Origin of the sequence: Streptomyces sp. NPDC006332, from assembly GCF_040612855.1 — a bacterium.
GTDB lineage: Bacteria > Actinomycetota > Actinomycetes > Streptomycetales > Streptomycetaceae > Streptomyces.
The window spans coordinates 25,929-45,282 of record NZ_JBEXRA010000021.1; the positions used below are offsets into that span (position 1 = coordinate 25,929).

Sequence of the window (19,354 nt, forward strand, 5' to 3'; positions counted from 1 at the left end):
TCGTAGGATCTCCCCATGGCTGCCGTGTTGTTCGACTTCTCAGGGACCCTCTTCCGTATCGAGTCCGGCGAATCGTGGCTGCGAGCGATCCTGACGCAGACCGAGATCGACCTTCCCGAGCCCGAGTTGCTGCGGGTGGCGCAGGAGTTGGAGAGCGTCGGTGCGCTGCCGGGCGGGACTTCCGCGATACGTCCGGTCCCCGACGAGCTCGCACCCCTCTGGGCGGTCCGCGACGAGAGCGCCGAACTGCACCGGGCCGCGTACACCGGCCTGTCCCGCCAAGTGCCGCTGCCCGACCCCGCGTTGCACGACGCGCTGTACGAGCGGCACATGACCCCGGCCGCCTGGGCCCCGTATCCCGACGCCGCCGAGGTGCTGCGCACGCTGCGCGAGCGCGGGACGAGGGTGGGCGTGGTCAGCAACATCGGCTGGGATCTGCGGCCGGTGTTCCGCGCGCACGGGCTGGACCCGTACATCGACAGCTACGTGCTGTCGTACGAGCACGGCATCCAGAAACCCGACGCGCGGCTGTTCGCGACCGCCTGCGCGGCACTCGACGCCGATCCCCGCGACGTCCTGATGGTCGGCGACGACCGGCGCGCGGACGGCGGCGCGACGGCGCTGGGCTGCGGGGTGCACTTCGTGGACCATCTGCCGGTGACGCAACGACCGGACGGACTGCGGCCGGTACTCGACCTGGTCGCCTGACCCCCGCCCGCTGCTCAACCAACTCCGGGGAAAGTAGCCCAAGGCCACCACTGGGGCGAGATGCTCGCCCACCCTGGACGATCCCCCGCGTCGCCCAGGGCAGACGGCAGCCCCGACCGCGCCCACACAGGGCCGGCCCGGACGTACTGAGTATAGTTGGCTGGCAGCCAGTCAACGCAGGAGTTTCACCATGTCCCCGCGCAGCGCCTCGGTCAATGAAGAATTGCGGCGGCGTTCCCGGGAGCGGCTGCTTCAGGCGGCGGTCGAGCTGGTGAGCGAGCGCGGGTACGAGGCGACGACGCTCGGCGACATCGCGGACCGGGCCGGCTCCGCGCGCGGGCTGGTGTCGTACTACTTCCCCGGCAAGCGCACGCTGGTGCAGTCCGCCGTGCACCGGCTGATGCACCGCACGCTGGAGGAGGCGCTGGAGCGCGAACCGCGCACCCCGGACGGCCGGGAGCGGATGGCCCGGGCCATCGACGCGATCCTGGGACTGGCCCGCGACCGGCCCCTGTTGATGCGCCAGCACATGGCCGGGCTGCTGCAGGCCGAGGGCTTCGTGCCGTGCCCGGAGCAGCGACGCCTGGCCGAGCTGCTGCGCGACACCGTGGCCCGCGACGGCTCGCGGGACGTCGACGCCGACTACCCGATGCTGCGTGCGCTGCTGATGGGCGCGGTCTACGCGGCGTTGCTGCCCGGCGCGCCGATGCCCGTGCCGGTGCTGCGGGCCGAGTTGTTCAAGCGCTACCGGATCGACTGGGAGCAGGGGGTCCCGCCGGACACCAGCACGGCGTCCGACGGGACCGGTGACACGGATCTGTCGAGATTCTTCGCGACCGGGGCCGCGCCGGAACGCGACCGGGACGGTCAGTCGAAGTAGTCCGGCTGCGTCTGGACGTTGAGCTCGCCCAGCCGGACCCGCTTCGCCGGGTCGGTGCGCCGGTCGTCGAGCTTCAGCACGTCAAAGCCCTTGGCGATGTCGTTGGAGTAGATGTAGCCGTTGTAGTAGTACGCCGACCAGGCCCCGCCCACCGTGAGCGCGTCGGTGGTCAGCGGGCCGCGCTCGAAGTACGCGATCTCCTTGGGCTTCGAGGAGTTGGTGAAGTCCCAGACGGAGACGCCGCCCTGGTACCACGCCTGGACCATGAGGTCCTTGCCCTTGACCGGGATCAGCGAGCCGTTGTGGGCCACGCAGTTCTCGGTGTCGGCCTGGTGGCGCGGGATCTTGAAGTAGCTGCGGAAGACCAGCTTGCGGTGGTCACCCCGGCCCACGATGTCGTAGATGCCGTCGGCACCGCGGTTCGGTCCGATCGCCGCGTTGCAGGTGGCCGCGCCGCCGCCGCCCAGCTCGTCGGTGAAGACGACCTTGTCGGCCTTCTGGTTGAAGGTCGCCGAGTGCCAGAACGCGAAGTTCACGTTGTCCTGCACGCGGTCGATGACCTTCGGCCGCTCGGGGTCCTTGATGGAGAACAGGATGCCGTCGCCCATGCAGGCGCCGGCCGCCAGGTCCTTCGAGGGCAGCACGGTGATGTCGTGGCAGCCGGTGGTCTTGGAGACACCCGGGTTGGTGGGTGCCCCGGGGTTGCCGCCGCCGTCCGGGCCCTCACCGGGGAAGAGGACCGGGAAGTTCACGACCGCCGCCTTCTCGGGGGCCTTGCGCGGCACCTTGATGACCGAGATGCCGTCGTGCGGCGGCTGGCAGTCGGGGTAGGTGGCGCTCGGCGAGTACGAGGAGACGTAGACGTAGACGTTCTTGCGCTCCGGCACCAGCGTGTGGGTGTGCGAGCCGCAGGCGGTCTCGACGGCCGCGACATACTTCGGGTTGGTCTTGTCGCTGATGTCGAAGACCTTCATGCCCTCCCACGACGACTTCTCGGTGGCGGGCTGAGTGGTGCTGTTGCAACTGCTGTCGCTGCGCGAGGAGTCCGTGGACAGGAACAGCAGGTTGCCGGAGACGGTGATGTCGTTCTGCGAGCCGGGGCACAGGACCTGGGAGACGGTTCTCGGCGCCTTCGGGTTGCTGATGTCGAAGATGCGGAAGCCGTCGTAGTTGCCGGCGAAGGCGTACTTGCCCTGGAAGGCGAGGTCCGAATTGGTGCCGGGCAGAACGTCCTTGGGGACGTTGGTGAGGTGCTTGATGTTGGCGGAGTGGACGATCTGGTCCGGGGCCGGTATCTCGTCCTGAGCGATCGCCGCCCGGACCTCGGCCTCGACGCTCTTGGACACCTCCTTGCTCTTGGCGGGCGCGTCCCCGGGGTCGGGGGTCGCCGCCGCCGGGACCGCCGTCAGAAGCGCGGCCAGCAGGCCGGCGGCCGCCGTCACAACTCCCAGGCGTCTGTGCCGCGTTCGGGCATTGCTTAACAGGATCACTGTTCCCTCCTTGATCCGTTCGGTGTGAACGGTTCACGCACCCCGAAGTATCGTCTTAGCCATGCCCATATCAACAGTGGGCAACGAGCCTGTAATGAAGGTTTTCGATCAGTGATGCGCTCAAGCGTGCTAGGACGGTCATCAGCACGCACGAGGTGCCCCTCATCCCGCCTGACACAGGAGGTCGTTGTGCCGTTCCGCCGTCCGTCGCGCGCACCCCTCGCCACGACCGCACTGGTCGCCCTGTCCGTTCTCTTACTCGGGGCCTGTGACTCCGGTCCGGACCCGAAGCCGGCCGCGGAGAGCGCCCCCTCGGTGCTGGTGCCCGGCAAGCCCGGCGAGGCGAATCGCACGATGTCCGCCGAGGACGCGCAGGCCCAGCGCGTCGACGACGACACCCCGAACACGGCGGACGTCGGCTATGCCCGCATGATGATCGAGCATCACACCCAGGCACTGGAGATGACCGAACTGGCCCCGAAGCGCGCACGGTCGACGAAGGTCAAGGCGCTCGCCGAGCGGATCGCCGCCGCACAGGGGCCGGAGATCACCAGTATGCGGGGCTGGCTGACCGAGCACGGTGAGGACGAGAAGGGGGGCGGGCACGAGCACACCGTGATGCCCGGCATGGCGACCGAGGCACAGCTGAAGAAGTTGCGGGCCGCCCGGGGTGAGGCCTTCGACCAGCTCTTCCTCACTCTGATGATCACCCATCACGAGGGCGCTATCACCATGGCCACGGACGTGAAGGCGCGGGGCAACAACGTGCGGATCGAGGAGATGGCCGACGACGTGATCGCCCAGCAGACCAGCGAGATCACCCGGATGCGGGCCATGCCGTGACCCACGGCCCGGCGACGGCGCCGCTCACGACCGCGCGTGGCGTGGTGTCAGCAGTCCGGCGTCACGCGCCTGCGCGATCAGCCTGAGGGACCTGCGGCGGCTGTGTCCGGTCGCGCACATCACCGCGAGGACGGGGTCGTCCCCCTGCGCCTGGGCCGCGCGGTACTCCTGCGCGACCAGCCGTCGCCCCTCGACGCCACGCGGCCACGCGGGACGGGCGCGGCGCGGCCCGGCCGCCTCGGCGACGCGCTCGGGCCCTGCGCCGCAGGCCTCGAAAAGAGGCCCCTCGATCCAGTCGGCGAGCTCGGCCAGGTCGTCGAGCGACAGCGCGGGCCGGGCCCGGACGTCCTCGACCGAGACGCCCCGTTCGGACACCACGGCGAGCGCGGCGACCCCGGCGCCGTCGGTGAACTCCAGCCGGACGTCGAACCACGACGTCACGCCCCCGTCCTCCCGCACTTCCCACGCGGGCCCCACGGACACCGTTCCGTCGGCCGGACAACGATCAGAAAGATTAAGAAAGGATGCTTCTAGCACACACGCAACGTAACCGCATGATCACATTCCATCCGCGCGGACACGCACGCCCGTACCACGCACGGCCCCTGTCAGTGCGGCGGTGCCGGTGCGATCCTGGAAGAGTGACTCCTGTGGATCCCTCGGGTTAGGAGTTCCGTCGTGTTCCGTGTCGCCGTCGTCGGGTCCGGGCCGAGCGGGTGCTACACCGCCCAGAGCCTGGTCCAGCAGGACTCCGAGGTGCTGGTCGACGTCCTGGACCGGCTCCCGTGCCCGTACGGCCTGGTGCGGTACGGCGTGGCGCCGGACCACGAGAAGATCAAGTCGCTGCAGAACACCCTGCGGATGGTGCTGGAGCATGAACGGGTGCGCTTCCTCGGAGGCGTCCAGGTCGGCCCCGGCGGGGTACCGGCCGGCCGGCTGAAGGAGCTGTACCACGCCGTGGTGTACTGCGTGGGAGCCGCCACCGACCGGCGTCTGGGGATCCCCGGAGAGGACCTGCCGGGCAGCTGGTCGGCGACCGAGTTCGTGTCCTGGTACAGCGCGCATCCGGATTCCGCCGCCGACGGTTTCGTCGTCGGAGCCCGCTCCGCGGTGGTCATCGGCGTGGGCAACGTCGCCGTGGACGTCACCCGGATGCTGGCCCGGGGTCTGGCGGAGCTGAACCCGACCGACATGCCGCAGGCGCCGCTGGCCGCGCTGGCCGCGAGCCAGGTGACCGACATTCACATGGTGGGGCGGCGCGGCCCCTCCCAGGCCCGCTTCACCACCAAGGAGCTGCGTGAGCTGGGCACCCTGCCGGGCACCGAAGTAGCCGTGGACCAGGGTGAGTTGGCACTTGATCCGGCCTACCAGGACCCCACCGCGCTGCCCGCCGCACAGCGCCGCAACGTGGAGGTTCTGCGGGGCTGGGCGAACGCACCCGCCGCACCGGCCGCGGCCCGCCGGATCGGGCTGCGGTTCTTCCTGCGGCCCGTGGAACTCCTCGCCGACGAAGGACATGTGGGGGCGGTGCGTTTCGAGCGGACGGTGCCGGACGGACAGGGCGGGGTGACGGGGACGGGCCGGTTCGAGGTGATCGAGGCCCAGCTGGTGCTGCGCTCGGTGGGCTATCGCGGAGTGCCCCTGGAGGGGCTGCCGTTCGACCCGGCGACCGGCACGGTGCCCCATCTCGCGGGCAGGGTCCTGCGCGAGGGCGCGGTCGCGCCCGGCGAGTACGTGGCCGGCTGGATCAAGCGGGGCCCGGCAGGCGTCATCGGCACCAACCGGCCGTGCGCCAAGGAGACGGTGACCTCGTTGCTGGAGGACGCCCCCGTCCTGCTGTCCGCGGACCTCCCCGACGATCCGCTCACGGCCCTGCGGGCTGAGGGGATCCTGCCGGTCGAGTGGACGGGGTGGCAGGCGATCGAGCGGGCCGAGGCGGAGCTGGGGGCCTCGCTGGGGCGGAGCGTGGCCAAGCTGCCGGACTGGGAGTCGCTGCTGACCGCGGCGCGGTCTATGACCGGGTAGCGGGCGGGGTCGGCACCGGGCGGGAGTCGCCGGGTTCGAAGTCACGCCGGTACCGCGTACCATCGGCGGTCAGATCGACAACCCGCCGCCGAATTCGACGAACTGTCCACTCCCACAGGCGTGTTCAGACCTTGCAGCCGACCCGGCAAGGTCAGCCCTCGGCACGGACGGCCTGCCGCGCGGCGGCGTCGAGCAGGGCGTCGACAAGGCCCGGGAAGAGGTCGTCCAGGTCGTCCCGGCGCAGGCCGTTCATCTTGGCCGTGCCCCGGTAGATCTGCCGGATCACCCCGGCCTCGCGCAGCACCCGGAAGTGGTGGGTGGTCGTGGACTTGGTGATGGGCAGGTCGAAGTGCGAACAGGAGAGCTCGTCGCCGTCGGCGGCGAGTTCTCGCACGATCCGCAACCTCATGGGGTCGGAGAGCGCGTGCAGCACGGCCTCCAGCCGGATCTCCCCGCACGTCGGGTGCGGGAGGTCGCGGCTGCTGACGGCGGGGGTGGTCACTGCGGCTCCACTCACTCGGGAAAGCCTCATTGTACGAGACCTATCGTAGTTTGACACTCGACGTACTACGATGCCTATCGTACGAGCCGTCCATCGACGCCGTGACGATCGGAGCCGTTCCCCATGAGCGCCCTCTTCCAGCCTTTCCGCCTGCGTGACGTGACCGTCCCGAACCGGGTCTGGATGGCCCCGATGTGCCAGTACTCGGCGGCTTGTGAGGGGCCGGACACCGGCGCCCCCGCCGACTGGCACTTCGCGCACTACGCGGCCCGCGCGACCGGCGGCACGGGACTGATCCTGGTCGAGGCGACCGCCGTCAGCCCCGAGGGCCGGATCTCCCCGTACGACCTCGGCATCTGGAACGACACCCAGGTCGAGGCGTTCCGCCGGATCACCCGCTTCCTGGTGTCCCAGGGCACGGTGCCGGGGATCCAGCTCGCACACAGCGGCCGCAAGGCCGCGACCGACCAGCCCTGGAAGGGCGGCGCGCCCCTCGCCCCGGAGGCGGGTGGCTGGCAGCCGCTGGCGCCCAGCGCCCTGGCGTTCGACGAACACCACCCGGTTCCGACCGAGTTGACGGTCGATCAGATCCAGCAGATCGTGGGCCAGTTCGCGGACGCGGCCGGTCGGGCCCTGGCCGCGGGCTTCGAGGTCGTCGAGATCCACGGCGCCCACGGGTACCTGATCAACGAGTTCCTCTCCCCGCACTCCAACCACCGTACCGACGCCTACGGCGGCTCCTACGAGAACCGCACCCGTCTCGCCCTCGAGGTCGTCGACGCCGTGCGCGCGGTGTGGCCGGACGACAAGCCGCTGTTCTTCCGCGTCTCGGCGACGGACTGGCTGGAGGACGGCGGCTGGACCCCCGACGACACGGTCCGCCTCGCCCGCGACCTCCAGGCACACGGCGTCGACCTGCTCGACGTCTCCACCGGCGGCAACGCCTCCGGGGTCCGCATCCCCGCCGACCCGGGCTACCAGGTCCCCTTCGCCGCCCGCGTCAAGGCCGAGACCACGCTCCCGGTCGCCGCGGTCGGCCTGATCACCGAGGTCGAGCAGGCCGGGAAGATCCTGGCCAACGACGAGGCCGACGCCGTACTGCTGGGGCGCGAACTGCTCCGCAGCCCGTCGTGGGCGCGGCTCGCGGCGCGTGAACTGGGGGACGAGACGCGAGTGCCGGACCAGTACCACCGGTCCGTGTGAGTCGGGAGAGGCGACCCGGCAAGGGGGTGACCTCGGGTTGCGGCCCGGGGTCACCCCTTGCTCCGCGCTCAGTTCACGTGCAGGCCTTTCCGTTCAGCTGGAACCCCGTCGGGGCCGCGCTGTTGCCCGCGTGGTTCGCCTGATAGCCGATGGTCACGCTCGCGTTCGGGGCGATCGTCCCGTTGTACGCGACGTTGGTCGCCGTGACCGACCCGGACGCCGGGGCGTAGGTGGCGCCCCAGCCGTTGGTGATGGTCTGGCCCGAGGGCAGGGTGAAGCCGAGATTCCAGCCGTTCACCGAGGTCGTACCGGTGTTGGTCAGGGTCACCGAACCGGTGAGGCCGGTGCTCCAGGCGTTGGTCGTCGCCGTCACCCTGCACCCACCCGGCTGGGGCTGGGGCGCGGGACCCGAGCTGTCGAGGCCGAAGAAGGTGAGCGCGCGGGCGGCCATGCCGGCGGCGTAGACGTTGTGGCCGACGCCCTGGACGCTGATCGCCTCGACGGGGGCACGGTCACCGGTGGCGCCGTAGCGGGTACGGGTCCAGTTGGGGACGGGTGAGTCGGTGGCGGCCGGGGTCTGGCTGACGCCGAGGACGTTCGTCCATTCCTTGATCTGCTCGCCGAAGTTGGGATAGCGCAGCACGTCGTCCTCGGTGCCGTGCCAGGTCTGCATCCTCGGCCGGGGGCCGGTGTAGCCGGGGTAGGCGGCGCGGACCAGGTTGCCCCACTCCTGCGGGGTGTGGGAGATCGTGCCGTTCGCGCACTCGCTGTTCCACTCGGAACCGTTGGTGGTGGCGAAGCAGCCGAACGGCACGCCGGCGAAGGCGGCGCCCGCGGCGAACACGTCGGGGTAGTCACCCAGCAGGACGTTCGTCATCATCGCGCCGGAGGAGATCCCGGTGGCGAAGATCTTCGAGGTGTCGGCGCCGTAGGTGCGGGTGACCCAGTCGACCATGGACTTGATGCCTACGGGGTCGCTGCCGCCGTCCCGTTTGAGGGCCTGGGGCGATGACACGTCGAAGCACTTGCTGGCGCGGGTGACCGAGGGGTAGACGACCACGAACCCGTAACGGTCGGCCAGCGAGGCCCACTCGGTGCCGGAGTACATGGCCGGTCCGGAGCCGGTGCAGTAGTGCACGGCGACCACGACCGCCGGGTGCGCGGTGACGCTGTCCGGCACGTACAGGTACATCTGGAGGTTGCTGGGGTTGGCGCCGAAGTTGGTGACCTCGGTCAAGGCCGCGGCGGACTTGGCGGGGCGGGCCGTGGCCGCGGGAGCGGTGAGGACGGTGGCCGCGAGCAGCGGCACGAGCGCTCCGAGGAGCGCCACGAGTACCGAACGCAGCGGTCTGCGCGCGATGGTGCGGGGGGTGGTGGGCACGTCCTTGTCCCTTCCTGGTCGGCTCTGGGGACGTGGTACGGCGGTGCTTCGACGTGGTCGGTGGCAGTGGAGGAGGCGGTCGCCGGTCAGCGGGAACGGTTCCTCCGGCTGACGGGGTCAGTCGGGCAGTTCGCTTTACCCGTCGGCCCCGGGGTCGTCGGCGACCGCCGGAAGCTTCCGCCGAGCATCGTGGCATGGACATGCGCCCCATGGAAGCGCTCCCACGGCTCGAAAGAATTCGCTCTCGGCGCCCCCAGGGGTGGCCGAATACGGTCTGCGCGAGGCGTTGACTAGAAAGCGCTTGCCCTCTACGTTCCGTTCAGCAGCGTGACCAACGCGGGCCAACTTGGCTGCACACAGTCACGCCGCGCCGAGTGACGTTCACCATGACGTACGAGATTCATGCACATGACCTATATGGCTCTCGAACAGACATCTCGGAAGGGACGCATCCCCCCATGCGCACTCGTCCCCCACGCACACACATGCCAAGACCCGCCCTGACAGTCGGTGCGGCCGCCCTCGCGGCGGTGGCCGCGGTGCACGCACCACAGTCGGCCGAAGCCGCCACCGAGACCTCCCCCATGGGTTTCGGCGCCGGAACGGCCGGCGGCAACGCCTCGTCCCCCACACACAGAAGGAATCGAGACATGACTTCGTCCGCACGTCCGCGCATCCGGGTGCGCGCACTGACCGGCACTCTGGCCGCACTCGGCTTATCGTTTGGCATGATCATGACAGACGGTGGTCTGTCCACCCCGGCGAACGCCGCCACCTGGCCCACCCCCAACGGCAGCCAGGCGGTCTCGTCGACCATCCCCGTCTCCGGCACCAAGGACTACGGGATGAAGCGCCTCTACGGCGCCGGCGACCTGGGCAGCGGCGGCCAGGACGAGGACCAGGGTCCGATCCTGGAGCTGGCGGCCGGCGCCGTCCTGAAGAACGTCATCATCGGCGCCCCGGCGGCCGACGGCATCCACTGCAAGGGCAGTTGCACGCTGCAGAACGTCTGGTGGGAGGACGTCGGCGAGGACGCGGCCACGTTCCTCGGCTCCTCGTCCTCCAACGTGTACACCGTCTCCGGCGGTGGCGCGAAGGAAGCCAGCGACAAGGTGTTCCAGTTCAACGGCGCCGGCACGCTCAACATCTCGAACTTCGCCGCGAAGAACTTCGGCACGTTCGTGCGCTCGTGCGGCAACTGCTCGACGCAGTACAAGCGGACGATCAACCTCAACACCATCGAGGCGACCTGGAAGGGAGGCAAGCTCGCCGGCATCAACACCAACTACGGCGACAGCGCCTCCCTCAAGAAGATCACCATCGTCGGGGACAGCAGCAAGAAGATCGTCCCGTGCCAGAAGTACATCGGCAACAACACGGGCAAGGAACCGACCACCAACGGCAGCAACCCCGACGGCACCTACTGCAAGTACGCGTCGTCGGACATCACCTACAAGTGATCCCCGCACGGTGAGGACGGCCGTACGAGGCGCCCCCGCACGGCGCTTCGTACGGCCTCGCCACGCGAGCGGGGGGTGAGGACCCGTCTGGTCACGCGCGCAGGGTGTGCTGGGGGACCGTGTCCGCCAGCTCTGCCTGGTAGTCCGCGTACGCGGTGCGCAGTTCCGTGCCCGGCCAGCCGCCCGGCAGGAGTTCGGGCGGCAGCACGGGATCGGCGAGCAGATGACGTACGACGGCCGCGAAGGCGGTGAGACGCTCGGCGGGCCGGTCCGCGCGGGCCACCTGGGTGACGTGGTCGAGCAGTGCCCGGGCCGTGGCCGCCCACGCGTCCAGGGGCCACAGGTCCGCCGCCAGCTCCGCCGCGGGCCGGGCGGGACGGGCCTCGTAGCACTGGCCCACGTCGTCGAGACCGTCCGGGAGCGGGCGGCGCAGGTTGGCGGGGCGCAGCCAGACACCCTCGCGCAGTTCGGCGAGCCTGAGAGTGGCCAGCCGGGCGCGCAGGTCGGCACGTTCGGCCGGGACGCGACCCGTCGCGGTGATCACCACCATCTCCCACTCGCCGCCCCAGGCGCGCGTACGAGGACGCACGGCCTCGTCCTGACGGAGCTGGCGGGCGAGCAGGCGTTCACTGAGGCGGTGCACGGAGTCCGTACGCCGCAGGTCACCGGCGGCCACCATCCGGCTGAGCGCGGCCCGCACAGTGGATTCCCCCACGCCGAACGGCGCCACCGCACGGACCAGGTCCTTGACCGGGAGCTCCGGCGGATGCGCGCCCAGGAGCAGGCTCAGCACGACCGAGCGGGCGGACAGCGGCCGCAGGTCGACCTCACCGGGCTGCTCCGACACGTTCCTCCGCATGGTCACGTACTCTACGGGCGCCTGCGTATTGCATCATTGCGACAGTCGCAGTGGGAATGCAATATGGAGCCATGGTCCCGATACCCGCACCAGAGCGACCCGCCACCCACGACGTCACCAACCAGCCCCCTCCCCTGGCCCCGTACGACGCCTCCGAGGACAGCGCCCTGCTGGAGGGGCTGCGCCGGGAGGGGGCCGGCTGGGCGGAGGAGGGCGTCCGGCGGCTCGGACTCAGGGCCGGCAGCGTCCAGGCCCAGGAGTGGGCCACGCTGGCCAACGCCCACGAGCCCGAACTGCGCACGCACGACCGGTACGGCCACCGTGTCGACGAGGTCGACTTCCACCCGAGCTGGCATCACCTGATGCGGGCCGCCGTCGCCGAGGGGCTGGCGGGCGCGCCCTGGGCGGACGGCCGGCCCGGCGCCCACGTGGCGCGCACGGCGGGCGGGCTGGCATGGGGGCACACCGAGGCCGGGCACGGCTGTCCGACGTCGATGACGTACGCGGCGATCCCCGCCCTGCGCAAGGAGCCGGACCTGGCGAAGGTCTACGAGCCCCTGCTCACCAGCCGTGTGTACGAGCCGGAGCTGAGGGTGCCGACTGAGAAGCGCGGTCTGCTGGCGGGCATGGGGATGACCGAGAAGCAGGGCGGCTCGGACGTACGGACGAACACCACGGCGGCGACGCCCACCGCGGAACCCGGCGTGTACACGCTGCGCGGGCACAAGTGGTTCACGTCGGCGCCGATGTGCGACGTGTTCCTGGTGCTGGCGCAGGCTCCGGGCGGTCTGTCGTGCTTCCTGGTGCCACGGGTGCTGCCCGACGGCAGCCGCAACACCTTCCGCATCCAGCGGCTGAAGGACAAGCTCGGCAACCGGTCCAACGCCTCCTCCGAGCCCGAGTTCGACCAGACGGTGGCCTGGCTGGTCGGACCCGAGGGACATGGCGTCAAGACCATCATCGAGATGGTCAACTGCACGCGCCTCGACTGCGTGATGATGTCGGCGACGCTGATGCGCAAGACCCTCGTCGAGGCGGGCCACCATGTGCGCCACCGCAGCGCGTTCGGGGCACGGTTGTCGGACCAACCGCTGATGCGCAATGTGCTGGCCGATCTGGCGCTGGAGTCGGAGGCCGCGACGACGCTCACCCTGCGGCTGGCCGGGTCGGCCGACCGCGCGGTGCGCGGCGATGCCGGTGAGGCCGCGTTCCGCCGGATCGCGACCGCGGTCGGCAAGTACTGGGTCACCAAGCGGGGCCCGGCCTTCACCGCGGAGGCCCTGGAGTGCCTCGGCGGCAACGGCTACGTCGAGGAGTCGGGCATGCCGCGGCACTACCGCGAGGCTCCCCTGCTGTCGATCTGGGAGGGCTCGGGGAACGTCAACGCGCTCGATGTGCTGCGGGCGTTGCGGCGGGAGTCCGGGGCCACCGAGGCCTTCTTCGGCGAACTCGCCCTGGCGCGGGGTGCGGACGCCCGGCTGGACACCGCGGCGGACGGGCTGAAGGGGCAGTTGGCGGAGGTCTCCGAACTGGGGGCGCGGCGGCTGGTGGAGCGGATGGCCCTGGTCCTGCAGGCCTCCCTCCTGGTCCGGCACGCCCCTCCCGCCGTGGCCGACGCGTTCTGCGCGACCCGCCTCGGCGGCGACTGGGGACACGCCTTCGGCACCCTTCCCGCATCCGCCGACCTGGACGCGATCTGGGCGCGCGCGCTGCCCCCGGGGCACTGAATCCCCGCCCGACGGGACCACTTTCGTCGGTTCGCACATTGTCACCTCCCGATTCCGCTTGGTTGTCAGTCCGGTGGTGCAGACTCACGATCAGTTGGTACTTCGCCGGAGGAGGACAACGTGTTCACGGGGATCGACGAGGTCGACTGGGCCGCGCTGCGGCATGCGTGCGGCAGCGCGGAGGACGTGCCCGGATTGCTGCGGGGGCTGGCCTCTCCGGACCGGACCGAGCGGGAGGGCGCCCTGGACCGGATGTACGGGGCGCTGCACCACCAGGGCAACGTGTACGACGCGACGCTCGCCTGCGTTCCGTTTCTGCTCACGCTCGCCGGCAGCGAGGCCGTGCCGGAACGGGAGGGGATCGTCGAACTGCTGGTGAGCATCGGAGGGGAGGGAACCGACGAGAAGGACACCGGGCAGGAGGGTCCAGGACGGCAGGGCGCGGGTGGCGGTGACCGTGAGGGCATGGGGACCGTCGGCGGGGCGGACGGTCCTGGCGGCGCACGTCACTCGGCCCGGGCCGCGATCCGTGCGGGCGCGGAGGCGTTCGTCCGGCTGGCCGGGGACGCGGACGCTTCGGTGCGCGGGGCGGCCGCGAGCGCGCTCGTACGCTTCCTCGACGAACCGGCCCGGGTTCTGGCGCTGTTGCGGGAGCGGATCAGCGTGGAGAGGGACGAGCGGGTCCAGATCGCCCTCGCCGAGAGCCTCGGTCTGTTCGTACGACGGCACCCCGCGCACGCCGACGGGGCGCTGGAGCTGCTGGTGGCGCGCAGCGCGCCGCCGAACGGGCCGGGGCTGCGGCTCGCGGCTCTGGGCCAGCTCATGGGCTGCGCGCCCGTCCGGGCCCCGGCGGACCCGGTGCCTCTCGCGGTGCGGCTGCTCAGGGAGCGGTCGGCGCGGCGGAGCGCCCGGCGGGCGGAGGACGGACGTCCCGGCAAGGACACGCTCGTCGGCCGCCTGTGGCGGCTGTGGCCGTCGGACGAGGAGGGCTCGCGGCTGCTGCGCTCGGTCCACGCCGCGCTGGACGACCGGGTGGCCGACCGGACCGCCCTCCTCGAAGGGCAGTTGACCAGCCCGGACCCTACTGACCGGTGCAACGCCCTGTGGATGGCCGCCGGAGTGCTGCGCGAATGGCGGGGCGACCACGCGGGGCTCGTGGCACTGATCGGAGACCAACTGGGCGCGGTGGAGGGCAGGGCGCCCGACGCGGCGGTGTCGGTCCTCACCGATCTGTTCGGCCTGGCCGCACCCGCCGCCGACCCGCTCGCCGCGCTGGTGGCCTCCCGCTCCGACCTGTGGGTTCGCCGGTGGCCTCGTGACAGGCCCCTGCTCGGCGGTCCGATCAGGGCCCTCGCCAGGAGCGGGGATCCACGGGCGGTGCCGGTGCTGGCCGAGGTTCTGGCGGGGCCGGTCGTACCCGGTGATCTGGGGCAGGCGGTCGGCCATCTCGGCGGGGCGGCCGCCGCACTCGCGCCGGCGGTGCGGCGCAGGCTCGGCGACATACACCTCGACTCGCCCGCGGGTCCGGCCCTGGCCGCTCCCCTGCTGTCGGCGGTGCTCGCCCTGGGCGATCAGGAGGCCCTGCCGGAGGTGATGCGCCTGGTGCGCGGTACGGCGTCCGCCGGGTTGTGTCCGGCCGACGCGCATGTGCGGGAGGTGGTCGGCGTTCTGGGCGCGTTCGGGCCCGCGGCGCGGGAGGCGATACCCGTGCTGCGGCGGCTGCTCGACACCGAGCACGCGATCGCGGCGGCGGGTGCGTTGTGGATGGTGACAGCGGACGCCTCCGTCGTACGCCCTCTCCTGCTGCGGGAGTTGGAGGGAAGGGATCACCGTCGTCGACGGGCGGCCGCGGAGGTGCTGGCGCGGATGGGCCCGGCGGCCCGTCCGGCACCGGCCTCGTTGCGCCGCCGAACGGAGTCCGGCCACCCTTGGGACCGGGTGACGGCCGCGCGCGCCCTGTGGCGGATCGACGCGGACCCCGCACCCGTCCTTCCGGTGCTGCGGTCGGCCTGGACGCACCATCCGCACACGCGCGGCACGGTCGCCGAGTGCCTGGTCGAGATGGGGCCGACCGCCACACCCCTCCGGGACCTGCCGGCGGCCGAACTGTCCTCACGACGACGCCATCTGGCGCTGCCCGGGGGCTACGGCGCCCACGACATCCTGAAGGACGAGCGGCTGCTGGCGCTGTGCCGGGAGGTGCTGGTGGGCCAGGGGTGTCGTCCTGTGTGACCAGGGGTGTCCTGTGTGTCCGTGTCATGCCGTACCGGGCAGGGGCGTGTCGTGTCCTGGGGTGCCCTGTGGCTCGGGCGCCGGCGGAACCACGGACACACGGACACACGGACGCACGGACGCACGGACGCACGGACGCACGGACGCCGGGCGAGTCGCGGGCGCCGTGTGACCGTTCCCGCCGTCAGCCCGTCGTGCGTCCCCACAGAGGGCCGAAGCGTGCCCACTCGGCGTCCCACTGCTCCATGCGGCGCCGTTCCATGCGGCCGCGCAGCACCCGCCCGCCGACGAAGGGCACGACGCCGGCGCCGACGCCCAGCAGGCCGCCGATCATGGCGGCCCGCAGTCGGGCCTCGGCGACGGAGGCGGGCTTCGTCACCAGCCGCCCCTGCGGATCCGTCCAGACCGTGACCGGGGTCCCGTAGGCGCTGCCGGGGTCGACCCGGGCCTGCCCGGTGTGCGCGGAGCCGTCCCGCACCGTCCAGCGCACCTTGGCCCACACCTGGTCGCCACTTGACGTCCTGGAGCGCGAGGCCGCCGTCCCCGGTGCCTGTTCGGTGAGGTGCGCCACGACGGGACGCCACTCGACACGTTCCCGGGCCAGGCCGTGCTCGACGGTCCGGGCGACACCCAGACCGGCGAGTACGCCGGCGAGGACGGTGAGCGCCCAGGCACCGAGAACGACCCACGCCTCCACCGCGTCGGCACGGCGCTTGAGCGGATTGCGCCGCCAGCGCCACAGCCACACCTTCGGACCACGGAACGCCATCGCAGGCATCCTCCTCAAGAACGCTCGAACATGCCGGACCGCCCTCCCATACGGGAGCCGCGTCCTGGATGCTCACGGCGGGTTTCCCGATTCGGCGGGCGCACGCCTCCCTGTTCGTGGGCGACCTCGTCCGCGCGGCGGCCCCACAGGCCGCGCCACCCGGTTGTCATCGCCGCGGTGACCTGCGGTGATGCGTGTGCGGGGGTGACTGTCAGTGGTGGGGTGCAGACTGGCGGGTGTCTGGGACAAAGACGTCGCGGAGGTGATCGGCATGACCGAAGTACTGCTCGCCGTGGGCACACGCAAAGGCCTGTTCATCGGGCGCAGGCGGGACGGCGGTGCCTGGGAGTTCGACGAAAGCCCCTATTTCAACGCGCAGGCGGTGTACTCGGTCGCCATCGACACGCGAGGGGACCGTGCTCGGCTGCTGGCCGGCGGGGACAGCGCGCACTGGGGCCCCTCCGTGTTCCACTCCGACGACCTGGGCCGGACCTGGACCGAACCGGCACAGCCCGCCGTGAAGTTCCCGCAGGACACGAAGGCCTCGTTGGAGCGCGTCTGGCAGCTTCACCCGGCGGCCGCGGAGCCGGACGTGGTGTACGCGGGCACGGAACCGGCCGCGCTGTACCGCTCCGAGGACCGTGGCGAGAGCTTCGAGCTGGTGCGCCCCCTGTGGGAGCATCCGACGCGGTCCAAGTGGGTGCCGGGCGGCGGCGGAGAGGGCCTGCACACCGTGCTCACCGACAGACGGGATCCGCGCGCGGTGACGGTGGCCGTGTCGACGGCCGGGGTGTTCCGCACGAAGGACGGCGGCGCGAGCTGGGAGCCGTCCAACTCCGGCGTCTCCGCGGTGTTCCTGCCGGACCCGGACCCGGAGTTCGGCCAGTGCGTGCACAAGGTCGCCCGGGACGCGGCGGACCCGGACCGGCTGTACCTGCAGAACCACTGGGGCGTGTATCGCAGTGACGACGCGGGCACGCACTGGACGGACATCGGCGAGGGCCTGCCGTCCACGTTCGGCTTCGCGGCGGCGGCCCACCCCCGGCGCGGCGACACGGCGTACGTGTTCCCGATCAACGCCGACGCCGACCGAGTGCCGGCCGACCGTCGCTGCCGGGTCTTCCGGACCGCGGACGCGGGCCAAAGCTGGGAGCCGCTGACGGCGGGCCTGCCCCAGGAGGACCACTACGGCACGGTGCTGCGGGACGCCCTGTGCACGGACGACGCCGACCCCGCCGGCGTGTACTTCGGCAACCGCAACGGCGAGGTGTTCGCGTCCGCCGACGACGGCGACAGCTGGCGGCAGCTGGCATCGCATCTGCCGGACGTGCTGTGCGTGCGGGCCGCGGTGGTCGCATGAGCCCGCGGCGGTTACCGGTCGGCTTACGGATGCCGGATACCGGTGGAGGGACTCCCCCGGCTCGCCTGGCCGCCCGAGGCCCTCAAAGGTCGAGCTTGGGCTCGGGCCGGTTCGCTCCAGGCACCGTCAGGCCTTGGCCAGCAGTGCCTGGGGTGCGTACCGCAGCACGGTCTCGACCGCCTCGTGTCCCAGGCGCCGGCGCAGCCGCGGGACGAAGTCCCTGCCGAGCACGTCCATGCCCGGCCCGCCGCCGTAGGCGCTGAGCGAGGACTTGCGTCCGACGTCTGTCCCCAAACAGATCTGGCCCAGCTTGCCGGCCTCGGCCACCCGCTCGACGAGGTCGAGGACAACCGAGTCCGGCCGGTACTTGATCCGCCCGATCGTGTCGTAGACGAGGTAGGCGCCCCGGGCGATCAGATCGAGGTGGAGCTCAGGATCGGGGTTGCGGTCGGTGTGGGCGAGCAGGACCCGTCCGGCCGGGACACCGTGCTTGTCCAGGAGGTCCAGAGCGGCGTGCGCGGCGGTCCCGATCTCGGTGTGCACCGCCACGGCAACTCCCGTGCTCCGGGCCGCCGCCGCTCCCGCGGCGAACCAGCGCTCCTCGTGGCGGTCGATCCGGTGGTAGGAGGCTCCGAGTTTGATGATGCCCGCCTTGTGGGGGCTGGGATCGGGGCGTGGGAAGTCCCAGTCGTGACTGTCCATGCCAACCCGCAGGTCGTCCAGGAGTACGTCGAGAAGCGTCGCGTCGTCGGCACGACGCGCCCAGTGGGCGACCGGATAGTGCGCGCTGCGGTGGAACCCGGTCGCGGCGACCACATGGATCCCGCTTCTGCGGGAGACCTCGGCGAGTTGGCGTGGGTGGCGTCCCAGGCCAACCGGTGTCAGGTCGACGACGGTATGCATGCCGCTCGCCGCGACACGGTGGAGCTCGGCCACCGCCTTGTCGGCGTCGAGGAACTCGTCCCCCGGGTTGACAGGGGTGCGCAGGAAGACGTGCTCGTGAGCATCCACCTCGCCGAGTTCGTGAGCGGCGACAGGACCCAAAACGGTCTCGACGACAGGCAAGGCTGTTTCTCCTTCCGGGTGCCGCCCTCTCCGGCCCCTGCGAGGGGGTCCGCCACGCGACCGGCGGTCGGAGACTTGGGGGCGTGTGCCGGGCGCGGAAGTCCGGCAGCTGCTCCTAGGCGAGTTCGATGTGGAACACGAACCGGGAACCCGCGTAGCGAGATTCGGTGAGTTCTACGGGTGTGCCGTCGGCGGTGGTGATCAGTCGGCGCTCGACGAAGATGGGCGCGCCGACGGGCAGGTCCAGGAGGGTGGCGTCGTCCTCGGTGGCGATGGCCGCGATCTGCGTTCCGGTCGCACGAGTGGGGGCGAAACCCTTGTCCGTGAGCGCCTGGTGGAGCGAGCCATGGGCCAGATCCTCGCCCAGTAGCCAGGCGCAGGACGGTGGCAGGACGACGTTCTCGATCGCCATCGGCTGGTCGTCGGCCAGCCGCAGCCGTCGTACGTGCACCACGTTGGACTGGGGCGCGAGCCTGAGCGCGGTGATCTCCTCCTGACTGCCCACGCGCAGTTCACTCGCCAGGACGGTCGACGACACCGTCATGCCGCGCAGGGCCATCTCCTCGGTGAAGGAGCGCAGTTGGCCCATCTGGCGGTGGACCTGTGGTTCCCCGACGAAGGTGCCGACGCCGGAGATCCGGTAGATCACGCCTTCGGCGACCAGTCGCTGGGTCGCCTGCCTGACCGTCATCCGGCTGACCTGGAACAGATCGCACAGTTCCGCGTCGGACTCGATCTGGTCTCCGGGGTTCAGTCCCGCGATACGGCTGCGAATGTGCCGTTCGACTGCTTCATGTCGGGGCATGGGCCGCCGAGCCACGGCTTCCTCCCTTGTCCGGGACCAGTGTCT

Annotated in this window: 17 protein-coding genes; 9 read left to right on the top strand and 8 right to left on the bottom strand. The window is 71.2% G+C overall.

Annotated elements, in window-relative coordinates; all coding sequences use genetic code 11:
* Positions 1 to 15: 15 nt before the first annotated feature.
* Both ABZ027_RS20195 and ABZ027_RS20200 read left to right on the top strand, forming a co-directional pair.
* The gene (locus tag ABZ027_RS20195) at positions 16 to 708 is read left to right on the top strand and encodes an HAD-IA family hydrolase (protein ID WP_356770111.1); all 693 of its coding nucleotides are present in this window, start codon (positions 16 to 18) and stop codon (positions 706 to 708) included.
* A gap of 190 nt (positions 709 to 898) precedes the next feature.
* Positions 899 to 1,588, top strand: coding sequence for a helix-turn-helix domain-containing protein (locus ABZ027_RS20200; RefSeq protein ID WP_356770113.1), 690 nt, complete (start codon positions 899 to 901; stop codon positions 1,586 to 1,588).
* Here the strand turns inward: ABZ027_RS20200 and ABZ027_RS20205 are convergent.
* Positions 1,576 to 3,078 (bottom strand): hypothetical protein, encoded by a 1,503-nt coding sequence (locus tag ABZ027_RS20205; RefSeq protein WP_356770115.1) that lies wholly within the window; start codon positions 3,076 to 3,078, stop codon positions 1,576 to 1,578. The genes ABZ027_RS20200 and ABZ027_RS20205 overlap by 13 nt on opposite strands.
* 189 nt (positions 3,079 to 3,267) lie before the next feature.
* Here ABZ027_RS20205 and ABZ027_RS20210 point away from each other — a divergent pair, with 189 nt between their 5' ends.
* A complete protein-coding gene (locus tag ABZ027_RS20210; protein ID WP_356770117.1) occupies positions 3,268 to 3,921 on the top strand; it encodes a DUF305 domain-containing protein in 654 nt (217 codons plus the stop codon).
* Between the two features lie 24 nt (positions 3,922 to 3,945).
* On the opposite strand, the gene ABZ027_RS20215 is transcribed toward ABZ027_RS20210, so the two are convergent.
* The gene (locus ABZ027_RS20215) at positions 3,946 to 4,404 is read right to left on the bottom strand and encodes a DUF6214 family protein (RefSeq protein WP_356770119.1); all 459 of its coding nucleotides are present in this window, start codon (positions 4,402 to 4,404) and stop codon (positions 3,946 to 3,948) included.
* Between the two features lie 195 nt (positions 4,405 to 4,599).
* On the opposite strand from ABZ027_RS20215, the gene ABZ027_RS20220 reads away from it, so the two are divergent.
* On the top strand, positions 4,600 to 5,946 hold the full coding sequence (locus ABZ027_RS20220; protein WP_356770122.1) for an FAD-dependent oxidoreductase: 1,347 nt from the start codon (positions 4,600 to 4,602) through the stop codon (positions 5,944 to 5,946).
* Positions 5,947 to 6,097: 151 nt separating this feature from the next.
* On the opposite strand, the gene ABZ027_RS20225 is transcribed toward ABZ027_RS20220, so the two are convergent.
* On the bottom strand, positions 6,098 to 6,448 hold the full coding sequence (locus ABZ027_RS20225) for a helix-turn-helix transcriptional regulator (protein WP_356770123.1): 351 nt from the start codon (positions 6,446 to 6,448) through the stop codon (positions 6,098 to 6,100).
* A gap of 123 nt (positions 6,449 to 6,571) precedes the next feature.
* Here ABZ027_RS20225 and ABZ027_RS20230 point away from each other — a divergent pair, with 123 nt between their 5' ends.
* Positions 6,572 to 7,651 carry an NADH:flavin oxidoreductase/NADH oxidase gene (locus tag ABZ027_RS20230; RefSeq protein ID WP_356770125.1) on the top strand — a complete coding sequence of 360 codons (1,080 nt, stop codon included), beginning with the start codon at positions 6,572 to 6,574 and terminating at the stop codon, positions 7,649 to 7,651.
* A 73-nt stretch (positions 7,652 to 7,724) separates the two neighbouring features.
* Here the strand turns inward: ABZ027_RS20230 and ABZ027_RS20235 are convergent, their stop codons facing one another.
* Complete coding sequence (locus ABZ027_RS20235; protein WP_356770127.1) at positions 7,725 to 9,032, bottom strand: PHB depolymerase family esterase; 1,308 nt, start codon at positions 9,030 to 9,032, stop codon at positions 7,725 to 7,727.
* Positions 9,033 to 9,682: 650 nt separating this feature from the next.
* Between ABZ027_RS20235 and ABZ027_RS20240 the strand changes: the two genes are divergently transcribed.
* Complete coding sequence (locus tag ABZ027_RS20240) at positions 9,683 to 10,492, top strand: pectate lyase (protein ID WP_356770129.1); 810 nt, start codon at positions 9,683 to 9,685, stop codon at positions 10,490 to 10,492.
* Between the two features lie 91 nt (positions 10,493 to 10,583).
* Here ABZ027_RS20240 and ABZ027_RS20245 read toward each other — a convergent pair whose 3' ends face one another.
* Positions 10,584 to 11,351, bottom strand: coding sequence for a PaaX family transcriptional regulator C-terminal domain-containing protein (locus ABZ027_RS20245; protein WP_356770131.1), 768 nt, complete (start codon positions 11,349 to 11,351; stop codon positions 10,584 to 10,586).
* Between the two features lie 71 nt (positions 11,352 to 11,422).
* Between ABZ027_RS20245 and ABZ027_RS20250 the strand changes: the two genes are divergently transcribed.
* Together ABZ027_RS20250 and ABZ027_RS20255 are read left to right on the top strand one after the other, a co-directional pair.
* The gene (locus tag ABZ027_RS20250; RefSeq protein WP_356770133.1) at positions 11,423 to 13,078 is read left to right on the top strand and encodes an acyl-CoA dehydrogenase family protein; all 1,656 of its coding nucleotides are present in this window, start codon (positions 11,423 to 11,425) and stop codon (positions 13,076 to 13,078) included.
* 120 nt (positions 13,079 to 13,198) lie between these two features.
* Complete coding sequence (locus ABZ027_RS20255; RefSeq protein WP_356770135.1) at positions 13,199 to 15,310, top strand: HEAT repeat domain-containing protein; 2,112 nt, start codon at positions 13,199 to 13,201, stop codon at positions 15,308 to 15,310.
* A 184-nt stretch (positions 15,311 to 15,494) separates the two neighbouring features.
* On the opposite strand, the gene ABZ027_RS20260 is transcribed toward ABZ027_RS20255, so the two are convergent.
* The gene (locus ABZ027_RS20260) at positions 15,495 to 16,079 is read right to left on the bottom strand and encodes a hypothetical protein (protein ID WP_356770137.1); all 585 of its coding nucleotides are present in this window, start codon (positions 16,077 to 16,079) and stop codon (positions 15,495 to 15,497) included.
* 214 nt (positions 16,080 to 16,293) lie between these two features.
* Here ABZ027_RS20260 and ABZ027_RS20265 point away from each other — a divergent pair, with 214 nt between their 5' ends.
* The gene (locus ABZ027_RS20265; RefSeq protein WP_356770139.1) at positions 16,294 to 17,439 is read left to right on the top strand and encodes an exo-alpha-sialidase; all 1,146 of its coding nucleotides are present in this window, start codon (positions 16,294 to 16,296) and stop codon (positions 17,437 to 17,439) included.
* A 126-nt stretch (positions 17,440 to 17,565) separates the two neighbouring features.
* Here the strand turns inward: ABZ027_RS20265 and ABZ027_RS20270 are convergent, their stop codons facing one another.
* Both ABZ027_RS20270 and ABZ027_RS20275 read right to left on the bottom strand, forming a co-directional pair.
* Positions 17,566 to 18,504: an aryldialkylphosphatase gene (locus ABZ027_RS20270; RefSeq protein ID WP_356770141.1), complete on the bottom strand. Its 939-nt coding sequence runs from the start codon at positions 18,502 to 18,504 to the stop codon at positions 17,566 to 17,568.
* Between the two features lie 115 nt (positions 18,505 to 18,619).
* Positions 18,620 to 19,324: a GntR family transcriptional regulator gene (locus tag ABZ027_RS20275; RefSeq protein ID WP_356770142.1), complete on the bottom strand. Its 705-nt coding sequence runs from the start codon at positions 19,322 to 19,324 to the stop codon at positions 18,620 to 18,622.
* Positions 19,325 to 19,354 lie beyond the last annotated feature (30 nt).